Genomic DNA, 17,827 nt, shown 5'->3' with positions numbered 1-17,827 from the left:
GTCAGGCACCTGCTTTCTTGAACGTCAGTGGAACGACGGTGTTGGCATCATAACGCGCGCGACATTCTGCGATATCGCTGGCCCCGGCTTTACAGGCGACTTCCGGCATCGGGTAGCGGGAACCGTCGGTGCAGCGGGCGGTGCCGCGACTCTTAATCATCAGCTCTCCATTGCTGTGCAGCCCGGAGAAGATCTCCGCACGGCAGACAACGTTGTCGCCGTGTACGACGCGGGCGAAACCTTTATTGTTCTGGATTTGATAGCGCATGGACGGCGGCTTGCCGGTGACCGGATCTTTCACGTCGAGAACCGCTCGCCAGGTACCGTTCAGGAAGCGCGTTGACCCGGCTTTCACCTGACGGGCTTCCATCACCATGGCATCTTTCGGGATTGGAACAATCACCACCGGCGCGGCTTCAGGCGCAGGAGCGGGTTCTTTTTCTTTACTTGCTACGACCTCAGCCTGATGCAGCGGTAAATTCATGGCCAGCGGCTCCACCGCTTTAATCGGCTGTGGTGCAATAGCCACGGGCTCTGGAGCCGGTGCAGGGACGGGCTCTGCCGAAGGGCCCTGTTTTGGCCACAGCAGCGGCGCGGCAACGGCTGCCACAATCACGGCGGCAACCGGCAGCGTCCACAAGGGGACGCGGCGCTTTTTCGTGACGGCAACAGGCGCAGGTTCCTGAGCAGGTTGCGCAACAACCGGCGCGGGCTCCGGCTCATACAGTTCTTCCGGCGTAATACGCACGGCGGCGACAGGTGCTACCAGCGGCTCGTCTGCTTTTTCAAAGGTAATAACGGGTTGCGGCTCGGGCTCCGGCTCGGGATCTTCAATCACAACGGGCGCGGGCTCGGGGATCAGCGATTCGCGCAGGCAGTCGAGGACATCGTCGCGCGCATTTTCGTTCAGGTTTACAAACCCCCAGAAGCTGATGACCGGCTTTCCGTCTACCAGGAAGAGGAAGTTTTCACCCGGGAACTGAAACGCCTTCGACAGCAGAGAACCAAAAAGCTGCTGCGCGGTTTTAGGCGACTGTAGGCATTTCTTACTTAACGACTCCACGCTGGCGAGCGTATTTTCCAGATAGCGCAGGGCGCGATAGCGGTCATCTTCATCGGCCGCTTTCCAGCTGGTTACGCTCCCTTCAACAGGAGAGTACCAGTCCACGCGGTCACCGCTGTCGTTGACCTGAGGAATAGCCAGACAGTCCACAATGGCCTGCTGTTTGCGCAACCGGAGCGCTTCCCGGATTTGTAACGCTGATTCAAAAACGGCCTGTCCGCCGCCGCCAACGGCCTGAAAGTCATCCAGGTTACCGCTGCGTAAAAGAGTTTTTGCCACGATTTGATCCCATATACTTCTTCACACCGTTACTTTAACGAAATGAGGAAGCAACCAAACGGAGGAAGAGACGCTAAAAGCGCCGATTTCTTGCGGCATAGAAAATGACGGTTGTGCTTGACGAATAATGGCCCTTAAGGCAAATCACGGTTTTGGGCGCTGACGGTTAAATCAGCAAAAAACGCGGCTTTAGAATAACCTGATAGTGTTTCGTTATTTGCCAGGTCATAACGGCTGTGCTGTTATTACTGACCTATATAATAAAACTGTCAGGGTTATAACCATGTCTACAGGGAAAACACTGCTCGCCCTTGCGCTGAGCGCTCTTTTACCAGCCGGTGCCGCATGGGCGGCAAGCAATGACACCCTCATCTACTGCTCGGAAGCCTCCCCCGAGTCGTTCAACCCGCAAATCGCCAGCTCCGGCCCGTCTTTTGTCGCCAGCTCTCAGGTGCTGTACAACCGCCTGATCAATTTCGACCCGGTGAAAAATACCCCGGTCCCGTCTCTGGCGGAATCCTGGACAATTTCACCGGACGGCAAGACCTATACGTTTACCCTGCGCAAAGGGGTGAAGTTCAACAGCAACAAATACTTCAAGCCAACCCGCGACTTTAACGCCGATGACGTTATTTTCTCGGTGATGCGTCAGAAAGACCCTAAGCATCCGTACCACAATGTCTCGCAGGGCAACTACGAATACTTTAACGACGTTGGGCTCGATAAGCTGATTCAGGACGTTAAAAAGGTTGATGATTACCACGTCCAGTTCACCCTGAGTGAACCAAACGCCGCATTTCTGGCCGACTGGGGGATGGATTTCGCCTCGATTCTTTCCGCCGAATACGCCGATGCGATGCTGAAAAAAGGCACGCCGGAGAATGTGGACACCTGGCCAATTGGTACCGGGCCGTATGTGCTGCAGCAGTACAAGGTAGACTCGCTGATCCGCTACGTCGCTAATCCGAACTACTGGGATGGCGAGGTGCCGACCAAACATCTTATCTTCTCCATCACGCCAAACGTGGAAACCCGCCTGGCGAAATTGCAGACCAACGAATGCCAGATTATTCCTGCGCCGTCTCCGGTCCAGTTTGACGTGATTAAAAAGAACAAAGACCTGACGCTGCACTCGGTCGATGCGCTGAACGTCGGCTATCTGGCGTTTAACACCGAGAAAAAGCCGTTCGATAACGTGCTGGTGCGCCAGGCGCTGAACTACGCGACCGACAAGAAGGCCATCGTTAATGCGGTCTTTATGGGATCTGGCACGGTGGCAAAATCGCCGATCCCGCCAAATATGCTGGGCTTTAATAAAGACCTGAAGGACTACGGCTACGATCCTGAAAAAGCGAAAGCGCTGCTGAAGCAGGCGGGTCTGGAGAAGGGGGCGGAAGTCACGCTGTGGTCAATGCCGGTTCAGCGTCCGTATAACCCTAACTCGCGTCGTATCGCGGAGATGATCCAGAGCGACTGGGCGAAAGTCGGCGTGAAGGCCAAAATCGTCTCTTACGAGTGGGGGGAATATCTCTCCGGAATGCGTAAAGGCGAACATGACTCCGCGCTGTTTGGCTGGATGTCCGATAACGGCGACCCGGATAACTTCGCCGACGTGCTGCTGGGCTGCAACAGCATTAAAACCGGATCAAACGCCGCGCGCTGGTGCGATAAGGGTTATGATGCTCTGGTGCAAAAAGCGAAGCTGACCAGCGATCCGGCCGAGCGTGCGAAACTGTACGGCCAGGCGCAGGAGATCTTCTACCAGCAGGCGCCGTGGATCGCACTGGCAAACGGCAAAACGTTTTACGCGACCCGCAGCAACGTGACCGGATACAGCGTGAGCCTGATGGGCAGCGACTTCTCCAAAGCGAAACTGAACTAGTTTGTTGCCCGGTGGCGCTGCGCTTACCGGGCCTACGGTTCCCCTTTAGGCCGGATAAGGCGTAGCCGCCACCCGGCAATTAACAAGGAGTGACAATGTCACATTTAAATGAAGTTACCGCCCGTGTGGATGCCGCCATTGAAGAGAGCGTGATTACCCACATGAATGAACTGCTGATTGAACTGAGCGATGATGCCGATCTCAGCCGTGAAGATCGCTATACCCAGCAGCAGCGTCTGCGTACCGCGATTTCACACCACGGCAAGCAGCATAAGGAGGAGATGGACGCGCGTGAAGAACAGCTGACCAAAGGCGGTACCATACTGTAATAGTCAAAACTGGCGTCGCGCCACCAGCCAGGCCCCCACGACCAGCATCACCGCGCCGCACGCCGGGCCTACCAGGGCGCGCAGCGGAACGCCGTGGCTCCTCAGTACGTCCAGAACCAGCCCGCCTATGAGCTGGCTTGCCACCAGCACGGCGATGGTCGTCGCCGCGCCCACGTTCTGGTAGCCGCTAATGCTGGCAAATACAAAAAACGACCCCAACAGCCCCGGGATCAGCGTCCACCAGCGCACCGTTGCGGCCAGCTCGCTGAATCCGGCGACGCCCTGCTTCAGTAGCAGAATACTGACAAACAGCACAATGCCGACCAGGGAGTTCAGCAGCATCGCGATAAGAATGGTGGAGGAGGACTGGGTGATACGCACCATTAAGGTGTTTTGCACCACCAGACCGATCCCCGCCGCCACCAGAAACGCCAGCGTCAGTGACTGATTCATGGGATAGCGTCCGGATCGCTGCGCTCGTCCAGCTGAAGCTGCATAAAGGTTAAGTCCAGCCAGCGGCCAAACTTGGTGCCCACCTGAGGCATCTGCCCCGTGGTGACAAAACCGAGCGTTTCGTGGAGGTGAATTGAGGCCTTATTTTGCGCCTCAATGCCGGCCACCATCACGTGTTTGCCGATGATGCGAGCCTCGTTAATCAGCGCCTTCATCAGCGTGCGGCCAATCCCTTTGCCCTGATGGGCCGGGTGGACGTAGACCGAGTGCTCAACCGTATGACGGAAGCCGTCGAAGGCGCGCCAGTCGCCAAAAGAGGCGTAGCCGGTGATAACACCGTCTTCTTCACTGACCAGAACCGGGTAACCCGCGAGCGTGCGGGCCTCAAACCACGCGATTCGGTTATCGGTATCGACGGTTTTATCGTTCCAGATTGCGGCAGTATGCAGTACCGCGTGGTTGTAGATCTCTCCTATCGCGGCGCAATCTTCCTTGCAGGCATGACGAACGATCATGATTAACCCTCTGTGTGTTGTTCACTATAGTATTACGTTATAGATACGATATTACACAACTGTTTCCTAAGAGCGCTACGTCATAAAGCCTGTTTTTTTGTTATTAGAACCCCATTGAAATGCCGTCCATACACTATAGTATGACGTCATGAGCACAATAACAGACACAATGAATCAACGCATTAGCGCCAGAATTCGCCTTGAACGCGAGTCTCGCGGATGGTCTCTGAGCGAGCTGGCTGAGCGGGCAGGCGTTTCTCGCGCCATGATCCACAAAATAGAGCGTGGAGACAGTAGCCCGACGGCAACCCTTCTGGCACGCCTGTCCGGCGCGTTTGGGATCAGCATGTCAACGTTGATTGCCAGAGCCGAGATGCAGGAGGGAAAACTCCTGCGACTGGCAAACCAGCCCCTCTGGCGCGATCCCCAAACGCACTATCTTCGTCGCCACGTTTCCCCGCGTACCGATCTGCCTATCGACCTCGTCCAGATTGAACTGCCAGCGGGGAGCGACGTCCCGATGCCGGCGTCGTCCTACGCGCTGGCGCGTCAGTTGATCTGGCTGCAGTCCGGCGAGCTGGTATTTCAGGAGGGCGATACCCGCCACGAGATGAAGGCCGGAGACTGTCTGGAGCTGGGGCCGCCAAACGACTGCCGTTTCATCAATGAAACCAATGAAACCTGTATCTATCTTGTGGTCCGGCTTAACCAGTCTGCCTCGTAATGTTAAGGCGATAATGCCGATCGTGAGCCAGGCTGTAATGACATTTGTACCAGAAGGAGTTCCTGATGAATCAATCTGTTTCGCAAAATCGCCGCTGGGTGCTGGCCTCTCGTCCACAGGGTGCGCCGGTGGTGGAGAATTTTCGTCTGGAAGAGCAGCCTGTTCCTGCACCTCAGGCGGGGCAGCTGGTGCTTCGCACCGTCTGGCTGTCGTTGGATCCTTACATGCGGGGGCGCATGAGCGATGCGCCATCCTATTCTCCGCCGGTGGAGATTGGTGCGGTGATGGTGGGGGGAACGGTTAGCCGCGTTGAGCAGTCAAATCATCCCGACTTCAAAGCCGGGGAGTGGGTGCTGGGCTACAGCGGCTGGCAGGAGTATGAACTGTCAGACGGCAGCGGCCTGGTGAAGCTGGGCGAAAATCCGTCACATCCTTCCTGGGCGCTGGGCATTCTTGGGATGCCGGGCTTTACCGCCTATATGGGATTGCTGGATATCGGGCAGCCTAAAGCGGGCGAAACGCTGGTGGTGGCCGCGGCGACGGGCCCTGTGGGCGCGACCGTTGGGCAGATTGGCAAAATTAAAGGCTGCCGGGTGGTTGGCGTAGCCGGTGGGGCAGAAAAGTGCCGCCACGCCGTAGAGGTTCTCGGGTTTGACGAGTGTCTGGATCACCACGCGGCGGATTTCGCTGAGCAGCTGAAACGCGCCTGCCCGAAAGGCATTGATGTCTATTTTGAAAACGTCGGTGGGAAAGTGTTTGACGCCGTGCTGCCGCTGCTGAATACCTCCGCGCGCGTGCCGGTGTGTGGCCTGGTGAGCGGTTACAATGCAACGGGCCTGCCTGATGGGCCGGACCGTTTGCCGCTTCTGATGGGCACCATTCTGAAGAAACGCATTCGGATGCAGGGCTTTATCATCGCCCAGGACTACGGTCACCGCATTCATGAGTTTCAGGAAGAGATGGGGCGCTGGGTGCAGGAGGGCAAAATTCACTATCGTGAACAGGTGACGGAGGGGCTGGAGAACGCGCCTGAGGCGTTGATTGGCCTGCTGGAAGGAAAAAACTTCGGCAAAGTCGTGATTCACGTCGCGGGTGACAATAAATAAACAGCATTATGGCGGGGTTTCCCGCCATATTTATTTGTGAAGATACGATATATTGTCTTTAATTAACGGACATGGCTTTTCGCGCCATCATCCCGGATGAGCCCGAAACCGATAAAAAAATACATTTTGCATTTTTGGCTGTTTTACGTACTTCCCACCACCAGGCATGACGATACAGGATATATCGGACCAGCGTCGTTTTATTAAAACTGACGTTTATAAATAGCATTAAGTTTTAGCTACAGGAATTGAACATGCTTGATTTGGATCACTTAGAAAAAGCCCAAAGGATCAGTCTTACCATGCAAGTTGAACTCAGTTTGAAAGGAGCGTTAATTACGGGCTCCCTTAAACCTGGTGCACGACTGATTACGAAAGAGATCGCCGATAAATTAGGAACCAGCATTACCCCAGTACGCGAGGCGCTGCTGCGTCTGGTGTCAGCAGGGGCATTACATGCCACGCCAGCACAGGCATTTCTGGTGCCGGAGGTCACGCTGGACCGTTATAACGAAATCAACGCTATTCGCAAGCAGCTTGAGCCCATGGCGGTTGCCGCAGCCTGCCAGAATATGTCTGAACAAAAGCTGGAGACGTTGCGCAAATTGTCGGAAGCGTTTCATGAGGCCATGCGCAACGGAAACGTACAGCAGGCACTGCATGCGAATCGCGTTTTCCGCTTTACGCTTTACCAGTACGCGGAAATGCCCACGCTTAATGCCTTAATTGAACAGCTTTGGGTGCGCATCGGGCCGTGCATTAACTATCTGCACCAGGAGCTTAATGACATTAAAGAAGCGACGTATCACTATGACGAGTTGCTTTCAGCCCTGGAACGCCGGGATGTCGACGCCAGCCAGAAGGCAATAGAAAAGTTGATTGATGAAGCGAATACGCTTTTACAGCGACAATATTTTAACTGAGAGATTATTTAACAGAGCGACTATATACGCTATCCAATTATTTATATGGTGAATAACTCCTGATGGCATATTGCCATCAGGAGCGTTATTTTCTTTATAAAATAAACTTTACTTATTTCTTACTCGAATCGATAAGAGACAGACAGCCCTACGCCGTAGTTGCGGCCCGGCGCGGGCTCGTAATACCGCCCGTTGGATTCATTTACAATAACTGAGCCGACGTACTCTTTGTCGAACAGGTTATCTACGCGGCCAAAGACGTCCATCCCCCAGTTACCATAGTTGAATTTGTACCCGGTATTCAGCCCGACCACCGTGTACGACGGCGCTTTCGCCGTGTTCTCGTCGTCGGCCATGATATCGCTCATGTAGCGCACGTCCGAGCCCGCGTACCAGCCTTCTTCAGGCTGCCAGCCAAATGACGCGTAGCCCATATTGCGGGCAATGCCCGGCATGCGGTTGCCGTTACAGTCTGCGTCGCCGCAGACGTTGGTGCGGTAGGTGGCGTCCAGATAGGTCCACGCCATTTTCAGCTTCCAGTTTTCAGCAAACTGCTGATCGAGAGACACTTCGACTCCCTGACGACGGGTTTTCCCGGCATTTTTATAGCTTGTCCGGCCGCCAGCGCTGGCATCCACCACGATCTCGTCATCCGTATCGGTGCGGAACAGCGCTGCCGTCAGCAGGCCATTGCCGATGCGGGTTTTGCTGCCCACCTCATACGTGTTGTTGGTGGACGGCTTCAGGCCAATGTTCAGGCCGCCCTGGTTATCGGCGCGATAGGAGAGCTCGTTGATGGTTGGCGTTTCGAATCCACGTCCTGCGGCAGCGTAGAGGTTCCATGCGTCCGTCACCGCATACTTCACGGCGCCCGCCGGGAGCCACTTGTGATAGCTCGCATCACCGCTGTCGTCGCCGTTGCCCGGTGTAACGTAATGGTCGTTGGAATCAAACCAGACCGAGCTGTAACGCACGCCCGCATCGACGGAGAGTTTCTGCGTCAGCTGCCAGCGGGTCTGCAGGTAAGGGTCAACGTTCCACATCAGGTTACGTTCGTTCCGGCGTTTATCACCTTTCACGCCGTAGTCCGGCACCCCGTTGTTCATCACGAAGTTCTCGTACCCACGGCGGTCTTCACTCATGTTTTCATAGTTCAGACCGGTGGTGAAGGTGACCGGCACCAGCAGCTCGCCGCGGTGCGTCCAGCGGGTATCAACCCCCTGATAGTGACGCTGCATATCGATCACGCCGCCGGAGTGAGAAGGCCTCAGCTGCGGCTGGTAGGGAATCGACTGGTACTGCGTCATTTCACGCTCGCCGGCGTACATCATCACGCTGAGATCGTCCTGAGCACTAAGCTGTCGGTCATAGCGCAGCCCCGCCTGGGTCTGCTTGATGGTCTTGCGCGTGTTGTACTGATCGCCGCGCGGGGACTGACGCGGGTTATCCTGCCACTCCTGATAGCTCAGCCCGCCCGGATCGTTGGCCTTCATATCCACGCTGTTGAAAACCAGCGTCAGCTTGCTGGCGTCGTCAATGCGTACGCCCAGTTTGGCGTTAGCGAGATTCTTCCGCGCGCCGCTGTGGTCGCGGTAGCCTTTGGTGGTGAAGCGGGTGGTGGATACGGTGTAATCCACATCCCCCGCGTGGGTGCCGTCACCCATCGCGCCGGTGGCTTTCATGCCGTAGCGCCATGTCCCGTAACTGCCGTAATAGCTGCTGGCTTCAATGGTTGGCGGCTGCTGTCCGGTCTGGGTGTTGATGTTAATCACGCCGCCAGAGGCGTTGCCGTACAGGGCAGAGAAGGGGCCGCGCAGCACCTCAACGCTGTCAATGCTGGAGAGATCGATGTTGGAGGTCTGGCCCTGTCCGTCCGGCATGGTGGCAGGAATACCGTCGACATACATGCGGATGCCACGCACGCCAAACGTTGAGCGGGCGCCAAACCCGCGCATCGAAAGCTGGAGATCCTGAGCATAGTTCTGACGGTTCTGAATCTGTAGTCCCGGAACGCTGCCAAGCGATTCGGAGAGATTAATGCGTGGCGCGGCGTGGCGCATATCATCGCCATTCACGACGCTGACCGCCGCCGGGGTATCAAGCTCTGATACGGTTTGCGGCGCGGCGCTGACGATCATGGTCTGTTCCTCGGCGCTCATTGCACTCAGAGGTGCAAAAACAACGGGAACCAGCAGCAGCGGGAGAGATGCCTTACGGGCAGATATGATTTTCATGAGTAAAACCGGTTGTGATGTATAAACGAACCAAATGGAACATGTCCATACATGTTAAAGGTTTTGTAAATGTTTTGAAAACTATAACCGCACATTGCGTTAATGAAAGGCAATACGGAAAAGAAAAACTCCACATTCAGCTCATTAATGATTACTATTCTCATTATCAAAAGGCGATGCCATGACGTTGCCTGCCGGAAGTGATGTCAGCGGAAACCCCTCTTTTCAAAAAAGGAATTGTTATGTCTTTACGCCATCTGTGCTCGCCACGCCTGAGTACGTCTCTGCTGTCTGCCGCTTTACTGTTTGCCGGAACCTTCCAGGCGCATGCCGCCGAAGAGATGCTGCGTAAAGCGGTGGGTAAAGGTGCCTATGAAATGGCGGTCAGCCAGCAGGAGAACGCCCTGTGGGTTGCGACGTCGCAAAGCCGTAAACTCGACAAGGGTGGCGTTATCTACCGCCTCGATCCTGCCACGCTGGAGGTGACGCAGGCCATTCACAGCGATCTCAAACCGTTTGGCGCCACCCTCGACGGCGCGACGCAAACCCTGTGGCTGGGTAACACGATCAACGGCGCGGTGACGGCCATTGATGCGAAAACGGGCGACGTGAAAGGGCGTTTGGTGCTTGATAGCCGTCAGCGCAGTGAAACCGTCAAGCCGCTGCAGCCGCGCCAGTTGGTGGCAGATGATGCGAGCAACACGATTTACATCACCGGTGTCGGCAAAGAGAGCGTGATTTGGGTCGTGGATGGCGCAACGCTGAAGCTGAAAGAGACCATTGCCAATACCGGCACATACAGCACCGGTCTGGCGCTGGATGCTAAAGCGAAACGCCTGTATACCACCAATGCTGACGGCGAACTCGTCACCATTGATACCGCCACCAATAAAATCCTGAGCCGTAAAAAAGTGCAGGACGACGGTAAAGAGCACTTCTACCTGAACCTGAGCCTCGACACCGCCGGCCAGCGCGCGTTCCTGACCGATTCAAAACAACCGGAAGTGCTGGTGGTGAGCCTGAAAGACGGCAGTGTGATCGAGAAAATCGCCGCGCCGGAGTCCCTGGCGGTCCTGTTTAACCCGGCTCGCAATGAAGCCTACGTGACGCATCGTGAGGCCGGTAAGGTGAGCGTGATTGACGCGAAAACCTACAAAGTAACGAAAACGTTCGATACGCCGGTCTACCCGAACAGCCTGGCGCTATCGGCGGATGGCAAAACGCTCTACGTGACGGTGAAGCAGAAATCTACCCGTCAGCAGGAAGCGACCCAGCCTGACGACGTGGTGCGTATCGCGCTGTGATATAAAAAAGGGAAGGCAGATGCCTTCCCTTTTTAATGCTTAATTGGTGCTTAACGCGAGGTCTCTTCCACCAGCGGCGCGTCGTGTTTTTCATCATCTGGATGAACCGGCGCGGTGCTGTGAATTTCGTGAACGCGCTTACGCACGCCAAACCAGCCAGCGATCAGCAGCACGGCCAGCAGCGGGATGGTGGCGATGGTGTAGGTACCGTTCGGGTAGTCGAACGCCATCAGAACCAGCACGCTGAACAGGAAGAGCAGGGCGAGCCAGGAGGTCACCGGGGCGCCCGGCAGCTTAAAGCTGACGTCAGCGGCTTTGCCTTCTTTAATGGCTTTACGCAGACGCATCTGGCAGACCACGATGAAGCCCCAGGAGGCGATAATCCCGAGTGCGGCCACGTTCAGCACGATCTCGAAGACCTGAGACGGCACCAGGTAGTTCAGGAACACCCCGAAGACGTACACCACCAGCGTAGCCAGAATGCCGGCGTACGGTACGTGCTGCTTGCTCATTTTCGACATGAACTTCGGCGCGGAACCGCCCATGGACATGGAGCGCAGGATACGTCCTGTAGAGTAAAGGCCGGAGTTCAGGCTGGAGAGCGCCGCCGTCAGCACAACGATGTTCATGATGCTGCCCACGTAAGGCACGCCGAGCTTAGAGAAGAAGGTCACAAACGGGCTCTGACCGGCCTGATAGGCGTTCCACGGCAGCAGCAGAACTAGCAGCACCACGGAACCGACGTAGAACAGACCGATACGCCAGATCACGCTGTTAATGGCTTTTGGCACCATGGTTTGCGGGTCTTTACATTCACCCGCTGCGGTACCGACCAGCTCGATAGACGCAAAGGCAAACACCACGCCCTGAACCAGAACCAGCGCAGGCAGCAGGCCGTGCGGGAAGAATCCGCCGTTATCGGTTATCAGGTGGAAACCGGTGGCATTGCCATCCAGCGGCTTGCCGCTGCCGAGGAAGACCGTACCGACCACCAGGAAAATCACAATGGCGAGCACTTTTACCAGCGCAAACCAGAACTCCATCTCGGCGAACCACTTCACGCCGATCATGTTCATGGTGCCGACAATGGCCAGCGCGCCAAGGGCAAAGACCCACTGCGGCACGTCACCGAACGCGCCCCAGTAGTGCATATACAGCGCAACAGCGGTGATATCAACAATACCGGTCATCGCCCAGTTGACGAAGTACATCCAGCCGGCAACGTAGGCCGCTTTTTCACCGAGGAATTCTCGGGCGTAAGAGACGAAGCTTCCGCTGGAGGGGCGATGCAATACCAGTTCACCCAGCGCGCGAAGAATGAAGAAGGAGAAGATCCCGCACACCAGATAAACCAGTGCGAGAGCCGGGCCCGCCATCTGCAGACGTGCGCCAGCACCTAAAAACAGACCCGTACCGATAGCGCCGCCGATGGCGATCATTTGAACCTGACGGTTGCCCATCGCTTTGTGGTAGCCCTCTTCGTGGGAGTTTAACCAGCGACGTTTCGCAGCATGATGATCGGCTGCGCTTTTATTGCTTGTTTTCATTGAGTTACCTGTTTGCCTGTCTGAACCATTATCGTGATAGTCCTGCCTGGCAGAAAGCAATACAAACGATTGCTTCTGCGCAAACACATGCCGCCTTCCCAGTCATTCTGCGTATGGATAAGGCGAAACATGGCGAGGCATCCTACCTGCAATTCATAAGCGACGCAAAATATAACCGTGCCGAAAGTGATGCGCGTCGAAGGAAATCGTGTGGTCAGAGCAGACAAGGATTACAACGCGCTGAATCGTGGTGAGTTTTTAGACAAAACAAACAGTGAAGTGCTGCTTTAATCATCAGAAACCCTTAATAATTACGTTGAGGTAGAGCGCCAGGAGGCGGCGCTTCACTGGCGTTTCATTAACAAAACTAAAACGATATGATGCGATCCCTTTTCTTCAGCACGATCGGGCGAAACGGTGAAAATCAATATTATCGGTACCAGCGGAAGTGGAAAAAGTACGCTTGCCAGACGCATCGCGACGGAGCTGTCGCTCCCGTATATTGAGATGGACAGGTTGTACTGGCGCCCTGACTGGCAGGGCACACCGGATGAAGTGCTGCTAAATACGCTGGCGGATACGCTCGCTGCCACGCCCGGCTGGGTGCTTGACGGCAACTACAATCGCACGCGCCCGGTGAAGTGGCGTGATGTAGATGTGGTCGTGTGGGTGGACATCGGGTTTACCCGTACGCTCTGGCAGGCGGTCACGCGCGCGTTCACACGCGCATGGCACCAGCAGGAGCTTTGGCCCGGCACCGGAAACCGTGAAAGCTTTCGCCGCTCATTTTTCAGCCGGGAGTCCATCATCATCTGGACAATTAAAACCTGGCGCAGCAACCGCGAACGCTACGAAGCCGACATGAAAAACCCGCAGTACAGCCATATCAAGTTTGTCCGAATCACCCGTCGTCAGGAGGCGGATGCGCTGATTTCATCGCTGAAATCACACCCTTAGCAGGGTCATGTATATCTGATTTCCGGCAAACCAAATGTAAATTAATTGTTTCTCTGTGGTGAAATACGCCTTTAATAATGTCGACATGTTAAGTCAAACGAGAACGCAACATGTCATGGCGAATCAGCATTCTTGACAAAAGCCCCATCGCTGAAAACGAAACGGCAGCCGATGCACTGGCGCGCACCCTGACGCTGGCGCAGCAGGCAGAAAGTCTGGGCTATCACCGCTTCTGGATTGCCGAGCATCACAACACGCCACACCTTGCCAGCCCCTCGCCGGAACTGCTGATTGCCTGGATCCTTGGGCAAACCACGCGCATCCGCGTCGGTTCCGGCGGCGTGATGCTCCAGCACTACAGCCCCTATAAGGTAGCCGAGAATTTCAACCTGCTGGCCGCGCTGGCGCCCGGTCGCGTGGATCTCGGCGTCGGAAAAGCCCCCGGCGGGCTACCGCTCTCGACCCGCGCGCTGCAGCAGGGTCTGCATCAACAGGAAAAAGGCAGCTTTGCCGAACAGCTGGCCCAGCTCGATCGCTGGATCCGTCCTGAACGTCAGTCTGCGGATGAAGCCGTTCGCGCCACGCCGCTGCCGCCGGTTCCTGCTCAGGGCTTTTTGCTGGGCGCCAGCATCGAAAGCGCGCTGCTTGCCGCCTCGCTCAACTGGCACTTCGTCTTTGCCGCACATCTCAACGGTGACCCGGAACTGCTGCGAGACGTGGTAACGACCTGGCGTAAGAGCAGCACGCGGGACGTAATTGTGGCGGTACAGGCGATTGTCGCGCCGACGCAGGCCGAGGCAGACGCGCTGGCGCAAAAGGTCGAAGTGTGGGGCGTTGAGCTGGCAAACGGCCAGCGTGTCACCGTGGCCAGCGAAGAGCAGGCCTACGCCTTTGCGCGTCAGGCGGGAAGCGAGCCGGTTCGCATTGCCCGTCGGGCCCAGTCGCTGCTGGCGGGCACGGCTGAGTCGGTGCTGGAGCAGCTCAACGCGCTGCACCAGCAGTGGGGCATTGACGAATTCATCATCGACACGCCTGTCGCGGAGGGGGCAACGCGCGTCGCGTCGCTGCGTCTGCTTGCCGAGGCGCGTCTTAACAGGGAGGTCACCGTATGAGCTTTAGCGAACAGCTGATAGCCTGGCGCCGCGAGCTGCACCAGAACCCTGAGCTGTCCGGTCAGGAAGTGGAAACCACGGCACGCCTGCGCCAGTGGCTGACGAATGCCGGGATTACCCCACAACCTTACGACCTGTCGACCGGGCTGGTGGCGGAAATCGGCTCGGGCAACAAACTGATTGCGCTGCGGGCAGATATTGATGCTCTGCCGATTGAGGAGCGCAGCGGCGTGCCGTTTAGCTCGCAGCGTGCAGGCGTGATGCACGCCTGCGGACACGATATCCATACCAGCGTGATCCTCGGCGCCGCGTTAAAGCTAAAAGAGCGTGAAGCCTCGCTCAACGGCCGGGTGCGTATCCTCTTCCAGCCTGCCGAAGAGAACTTTGGCGGGGCGAAGAGCATGGTGCGGGCCGGTGCCCTGCGTGACGTCAGCGCGATTTTCGGCATGCACAATGAGCCCGGCCTGCCGGTCGGTGAGTTCGCCACCCGCGGCGGACCGTTTTATGCCAACGTCGACCGCTTCGTGATTCGCATCACCGGCAAAGGCGCGCACGCCGCGCGCCCGCACGAAGGCAACGACGCCATTGTGCTGGCGAGCCAGCTGGTGACGGCGCTGCAGAGCGTCGCCAGCCGCAACGTCAATACGCTGGATTCAGTGGTGCTGAGCGTGACGCGCATTGCTGGCGGAAATACCTGGAACGTGCTGCCGGAAAGCGTCGAGCTTGAAGGCACGCTGCGCACCCACCGCACGGAGGTGCAGCAGAACGTGAAGGCCCGCGTGGGCGAAATCGCCGCAGGGTTTGCCAGCGCCTTCAGCGCGCAGATTGATATTACCTGGTATGCCGGACCCACCGCGCTGGTGAACGACGAGCGCTGGGCCGATTTTGCCACCTCGGTTGCCCGCGAGGCGGGGTACGAAACCCGGCACGCGGAACTGCATATGGGCGGAGAAGATTTCGCGGTTTATCTGCAGTCTATTCCCGGGGCGTTTGTCAGCATCGGCAGTAATAGCCCGTTTGGTTTACACCATCCGGCATTTAATCCGGACGAAGCATTAATTGAGCCCGCTGCCCGCTATTTTGCACAGCTTGCGGAAAAAGCGCTGCAACACGTTTAATTCTGGAGAGGTAAATATGTCTGCACATCGTCAACTGCGGCTCGGGACCATTTTGCATGGTGCGTCCGGAAATATGTCTGCCTGGCGTCACCCTGAGGCCGTCGCCGATGCCAGTATTAATTTTAATTTCGTAAAAGAAACGGCATTAAAAGCGGAGGAGGGCAAACTCGATTTTTTGTTCGTTGCCGACGGCCTCTATATAAATGAGAAATCTATTCCGCACTTTTTAAACCGCTTTGAACCGTTAACGGTACTCTCCGCGCTGGCAAGCATCACTTCACGCCTGGGGCTGGTGGGAACCTTATCCACATCCTACAGCGAACCCTTTACCACGGCGCGCCAGTTCGCCAGCCTCGATCACCTGAGCAACGGCCGAGCGGGCTGGAACGTGGTGACTTCCCCGCTGGAAGGGTCAGCAAAGAACTTTTCCCGCGAAAAACACCCCGAGCATGCGCTGCGCTACCGCATTGCCGATGAGTATCTCGACGTGGTGAAAGGGCTGTGGGATTCCTGGGAGGGCGACGCCTTTGTGCGCAATAAAGAGAGCGGTCAATTCTTTGATTCGGCAAAATTGCATACCCTGGATCACCACGGGGATTTCTTCCAGGTCGCCGGGCCGCTGAATATTGGTCGTACGCCACAAGGGCGACCGATTGTCTTTCAGGCGGGCGCGTCGGACGACGGTAAAAAACTGGCGGCGAAACATGCTGATGCCATTTTTACCCATCACGAAACCTTAGAAGAAGCGAAAGCGTTTTATCGCGACGTGAAGCAGCAGCTGGAAACGAACGGCCGCCGCGCGTCAGATCTACATATTTTCCAGGGCGTCAGCGTGATAGTGGGGAAAGATGCCGATGACGTGGAAAAACAGTATCAAACCACGGCGGCGCTGGTATCGATTAACGATGCCCTCAACTACCTCGGCCGTTATTTTGAACATCACGATTTCAGCCAGTATCCGCTCGACGAGCCGTTCCCGGATATCGGCGACTTAGGCAAAAACAGCTTCCGCAGCACTACCGATGAAATTAAGCGTAATGCCCGCGAGCGCAGCTTAACCCTGCGTCAGGTGGCGCTTGAAGCCGCTTCGCCGCGCCCACGCTTTTCCGGCACGCCGGAGGAGGTGGCTGATGGTTTGCAGGCCTGGTTTGAAGGTTATGCCGCAGACGGCTTCATTATTCAGGGCGGTACGCCGGACACCTTCCCGCGCTTTGTTGACCAGGTGGTGCCCGTTTTACAGGCCCGTGGCTTGTTCCGCACCGACTATCCGGGCACCACGCTGCGCGAGAGCCTCGGCTTAGACCAACCAAAAAACCAGTTCACACAACAATAAAAGAGAACACCGCTATGCAGAAAACATCGCTTATTCTGGCGCTCGCGCTGGCCTTTACCCCTGCCGTCTGGGCAGAGAATGTGAATATTAACGGCACCGGCGTGAGCATCGAGGCCAACAAAACGCCGATCAACACCGCCAAAAACAGCGAGGCGGTGGCGCAGCTCCCGAAAGATTATCGCTTTGCCGTGCCGGGGAAATTTACCGTGGCGGTGGCGGGCCTTAATCAACCGCCGCTGACGGTATTTTCCGACGACAACAAAACGCTGCTCGGCAGTGAGGTTGACGTCGCCCGTCTGGTGGCCGACAGCCTCGGGCTGGAGCTGAACGTGGTGCCGACCTCGTGGGAAGATTGGCCGCTGGGGGTGGCATCGGGGAAATACGATGCGGCCATCAGCAACATTACCGTCACCAAAGCGCGCAAAGAGAAGTTTGATTTTGCCACCTACCGTAAGGACTCCCTCGGTTTCTACGTGAAATCGACCAGCCCGATCAAATCGCTTCAGAAAGCGGAGGACATTGCCGGGCTGCGGATTATCGTCGGTTCCGGCACCAACCAGGAGGCCATCCTGCTGGCGTGGAATGCCGAAAACCTGAAGAAGGGACTGAAGCCCTTTACCCCGATCTACACCAAAGACGACGCGGCACAAACGCTGGCGTTGCAGTCCGGGCGCGCGGATGCCTACTTTGGCCCGAACGTGATTGGTGCCTGGAAAGCGGCGCTGAACGGGAAAACCAGGCTGGTAGGTAGCGTCGACGGCGGCTGGCCGAAGGCGGCGCACATCGCGGTGACGCTGAAAAAAGGCAGCGGGCTGGTTGAGCCGGTGCAAACCGCGCTGAACGGCGTAATCAAAAACGGCGATTACGACAAAGTGCTCAACCGCTGGGGGGAAGGCGTTGAGCGCATTCCTCAGTCAGAAGTCAACCCGGCTGGCCTGGGCGATTAAG

The 17,827-nt window shown here is 56.6% G+C and carries 14 protein-coding genes and 1 pseudogene; 10 read left to right on the top strand and 5 right to left on the bottom strand.

The genetic code is table 11. From position 1 onward, the window contains the following. Position 1: 1 nt before the first annotated feature. Positions 2-1,342, bottom strand: a complete 1,341-nt coding sequence (locus ACR42C_RS12240) for an SrfA family protein (protein WP_479984149.1) — start codon at positions 1,340-1,342, stop codon at positions 2-4. A gap of 283 nt (positions 1,343-1,625) precedes the next feature. Between ACR42C_RS12240 and ACR42C_RS12235 the strand changes: the two genes are divergently transcribed. Together ACR42C_RS12235 and ACR42C_RS12230 are read left to right on the top strand one after the other, a co-directional pair. Further along, a complete protein-coding gene (locus ACR42C_RS12235; RefSeq protein ID WP_479984148.1) occupies positions 1,626-3,224 on the top strand; it encodes an ABC transporter substrate-binding protein in 1,599 nt (532 codons plus the stop codon). Between the two features lie 95 nt (positions 3,225-3,319). Beyond that, the gene (locus ACR42C_RS12230; protein WP_116339629.1) at positions 3,320-3,553 is read left to right on the top strand and encodes a YdcY family protein; all 234 of its coding nucleotides are present in this window, start codon (positions 3,320-3,322) and stop codon (positions 3,551-3,553) included. A 3-nt stretch (positions 3,554-3,556) separates the two neighbouring features. Here ACR42C_RS12230 and ACR42C_RS12225 read toward each other — a convergent pair whose 3' ends face one another. Then, positions 3,557-4,006 carry a DMT family transporter gene (locus ACR42C_RS12225; RefSeq protein WP_166711329.1) on the bottom strand — a complete coding sequence of 150 codons (450 nt, stop codon included), beginning with the start codon at positions 4,004-4,006 and terminating at the stop codon, positions 3,557-3,559. Then, a complete protein-coding gene (locus ACR42C_RS12220) occupies positions 4,003-4,521 on the bottom strand; it encodes a GNAT family N-acetyltransferase (protein ID WP_163329577.1) in 519 nt (172 codons plus the stop codon). The genes ACR42C_RS12225 and ACR42C_RS12220 overlap by 4 nt, the downstream gene beginning before the upstream one ends. Positions 4,522-4,669: 148 nt before the next feature. Here ACR42C_RS12220 and ACR42C_RS12215 point away from each other — a divergent pair, with 148 nt between their 5' ends. From ACR42C_RS12215 to ACR42C_RS12205, 3 genes are all read left to right on the top strand, one after another. Beyond that, positions 4,670-5,245, top strand: coding sequence for a helix-turn-helix domain-containing protein (locus ACR42C_RS12215; RefSeq protein WP_320720564.1), 576 nt, complete (start codon positions 4,670-4,672; stop codon positions 5,243-5,245). 65 nt (positions 5,246-5,310) lie between these two features. After that, positions 5,311-6,351, top strand: a complete 1,041-nt coding sequence (locus tag ACR42C_RS12210) for an NADP-dependent oxidoreductase (RefSeq protein ID WP_479984147.1) — start codon at positions 5,311-5,313, stop codon at positions 6,349-6,351. 254 nt (positions 6,352-6,605) lie between these two features. Further along, positions 6,606-7,274, top strand: coding sequence for a GntR family transcriptional regulator (locus ACR42C_RS12205; RefSeq protein WP_116339639.1), 669 nt, complete (start codon positions 6,606-6,608; stop codon positions 7,272-7,274). Positions 7,275-7,393: 119 nt separating this feature from the next. Here ACR42C_RS12205 and pqqU read toward each other — a convergent pair whose 3' ends face one another. Next, positions 7,394-9,508, bottom strand: coding sequence for a TonB-dependent receptor PqqU (pqqU, locus tag ACR42C_RS12200; RefSeq protein WP_316379227.1), 2,115 nt, complete (start codon positions 9,506-9,508; stop codon positions 7,394-7,396). Positions 9,509-9,750: 242 nt separating this feature from the next. Between pqqU and yncE the strand changes: the two genes are divergently transcribed. Further along, a complete protein-coding gene (yncE, locus tag ACR42C_RS12195; RefSeq protein ID WP_163329574.1) occupies positions 9,751-10,812 on the top strand; it encodes a 7-bladed beta-propeller protein YncE in 1,062 nt (353 codons plus the stop codon). A 50-nt stretch (positions 10,813-10,862) separates the two neighbouring features. Here the strand turns inward: yncE and ansP are convergent, their stop codons facing one another. Beyond that, a complete protein-coding gene (gene ansP, locus ACR42C_RS12190; protein ID WP_479984146.1) occupies positions 10,863-12,359 on the bottom strand; it encodes an L-asparagine permease in 1,497 nt (498 codons plus the stop codon). A gap of 417 nt (positions 12,360-12,776) precedes the next feature. On the opposite strand from ansP, the gene ACR42C_RS12185 reads away from it, so the two are divergent. The 4 genes and pseudogenes from ACR42C_RS12185 to ACR42C_RS12170 all read left to right on the top strand — a co-directional run bounded on the left by ACR42C_RS12185 (position 12,777) and on the right by ACR42C_RS12170 (position 17,826). After that, a complete protein-coding gene (locus tag ACR42C_RS12185) occupies positions 12,777-13,316 on the top strand; it encodes an AAA family ATPase (RefSeq protein ID WP_116339645.1) in 540 nt (179 codons plus the stop codon). Positions 13,317-13,426: 110 nt separating this feature from the next. Beyond that, positions 13,427-14,428: an LLM class flavin-dependent oxidoreductase gene (locus tag ACR42C_RS12180; RefSeq protein WP_479984145.1), complete on the top strand. Its 1,002-nt coding sequence runs from the start codon at positions 13,427-13,429 to the stop codon at positions 14,426-14,428. Continuing rightward, positions 14,425-15,546, top strand: a complete 1,122-nt coding sequence (locus tag ACR42C_RS12175) for an amidohydrolase (protein WP_116339649.1) — start codon at positions 14,425-14,427, stop codon at positions 15,544-15,546. Before ACR42C_RS12180 ends, ACR42C_RS12175 begins: the two co-directional genes overlap by 4 nt. Positions 15,547-15,562: 16 nt before the next feature. Further along, a pseudogene (locus tag ACR42C_RS12170) lies at positions 15,563-17,826 on the top strand (NtaA/DmoA family FMN-dependent monooxygenase). The last annotated feature ends 1 nt before the right edge of the window (position 17,827 follow it).

Source organism: Enterobacter sp. MG-EB028, assembly GCF_056673305.1.
The sequence above is the reverse complement of the archived record's forward strand: the minus strand, read 5'-3'. Positions and strand labels throughout refer to the sequence as shown.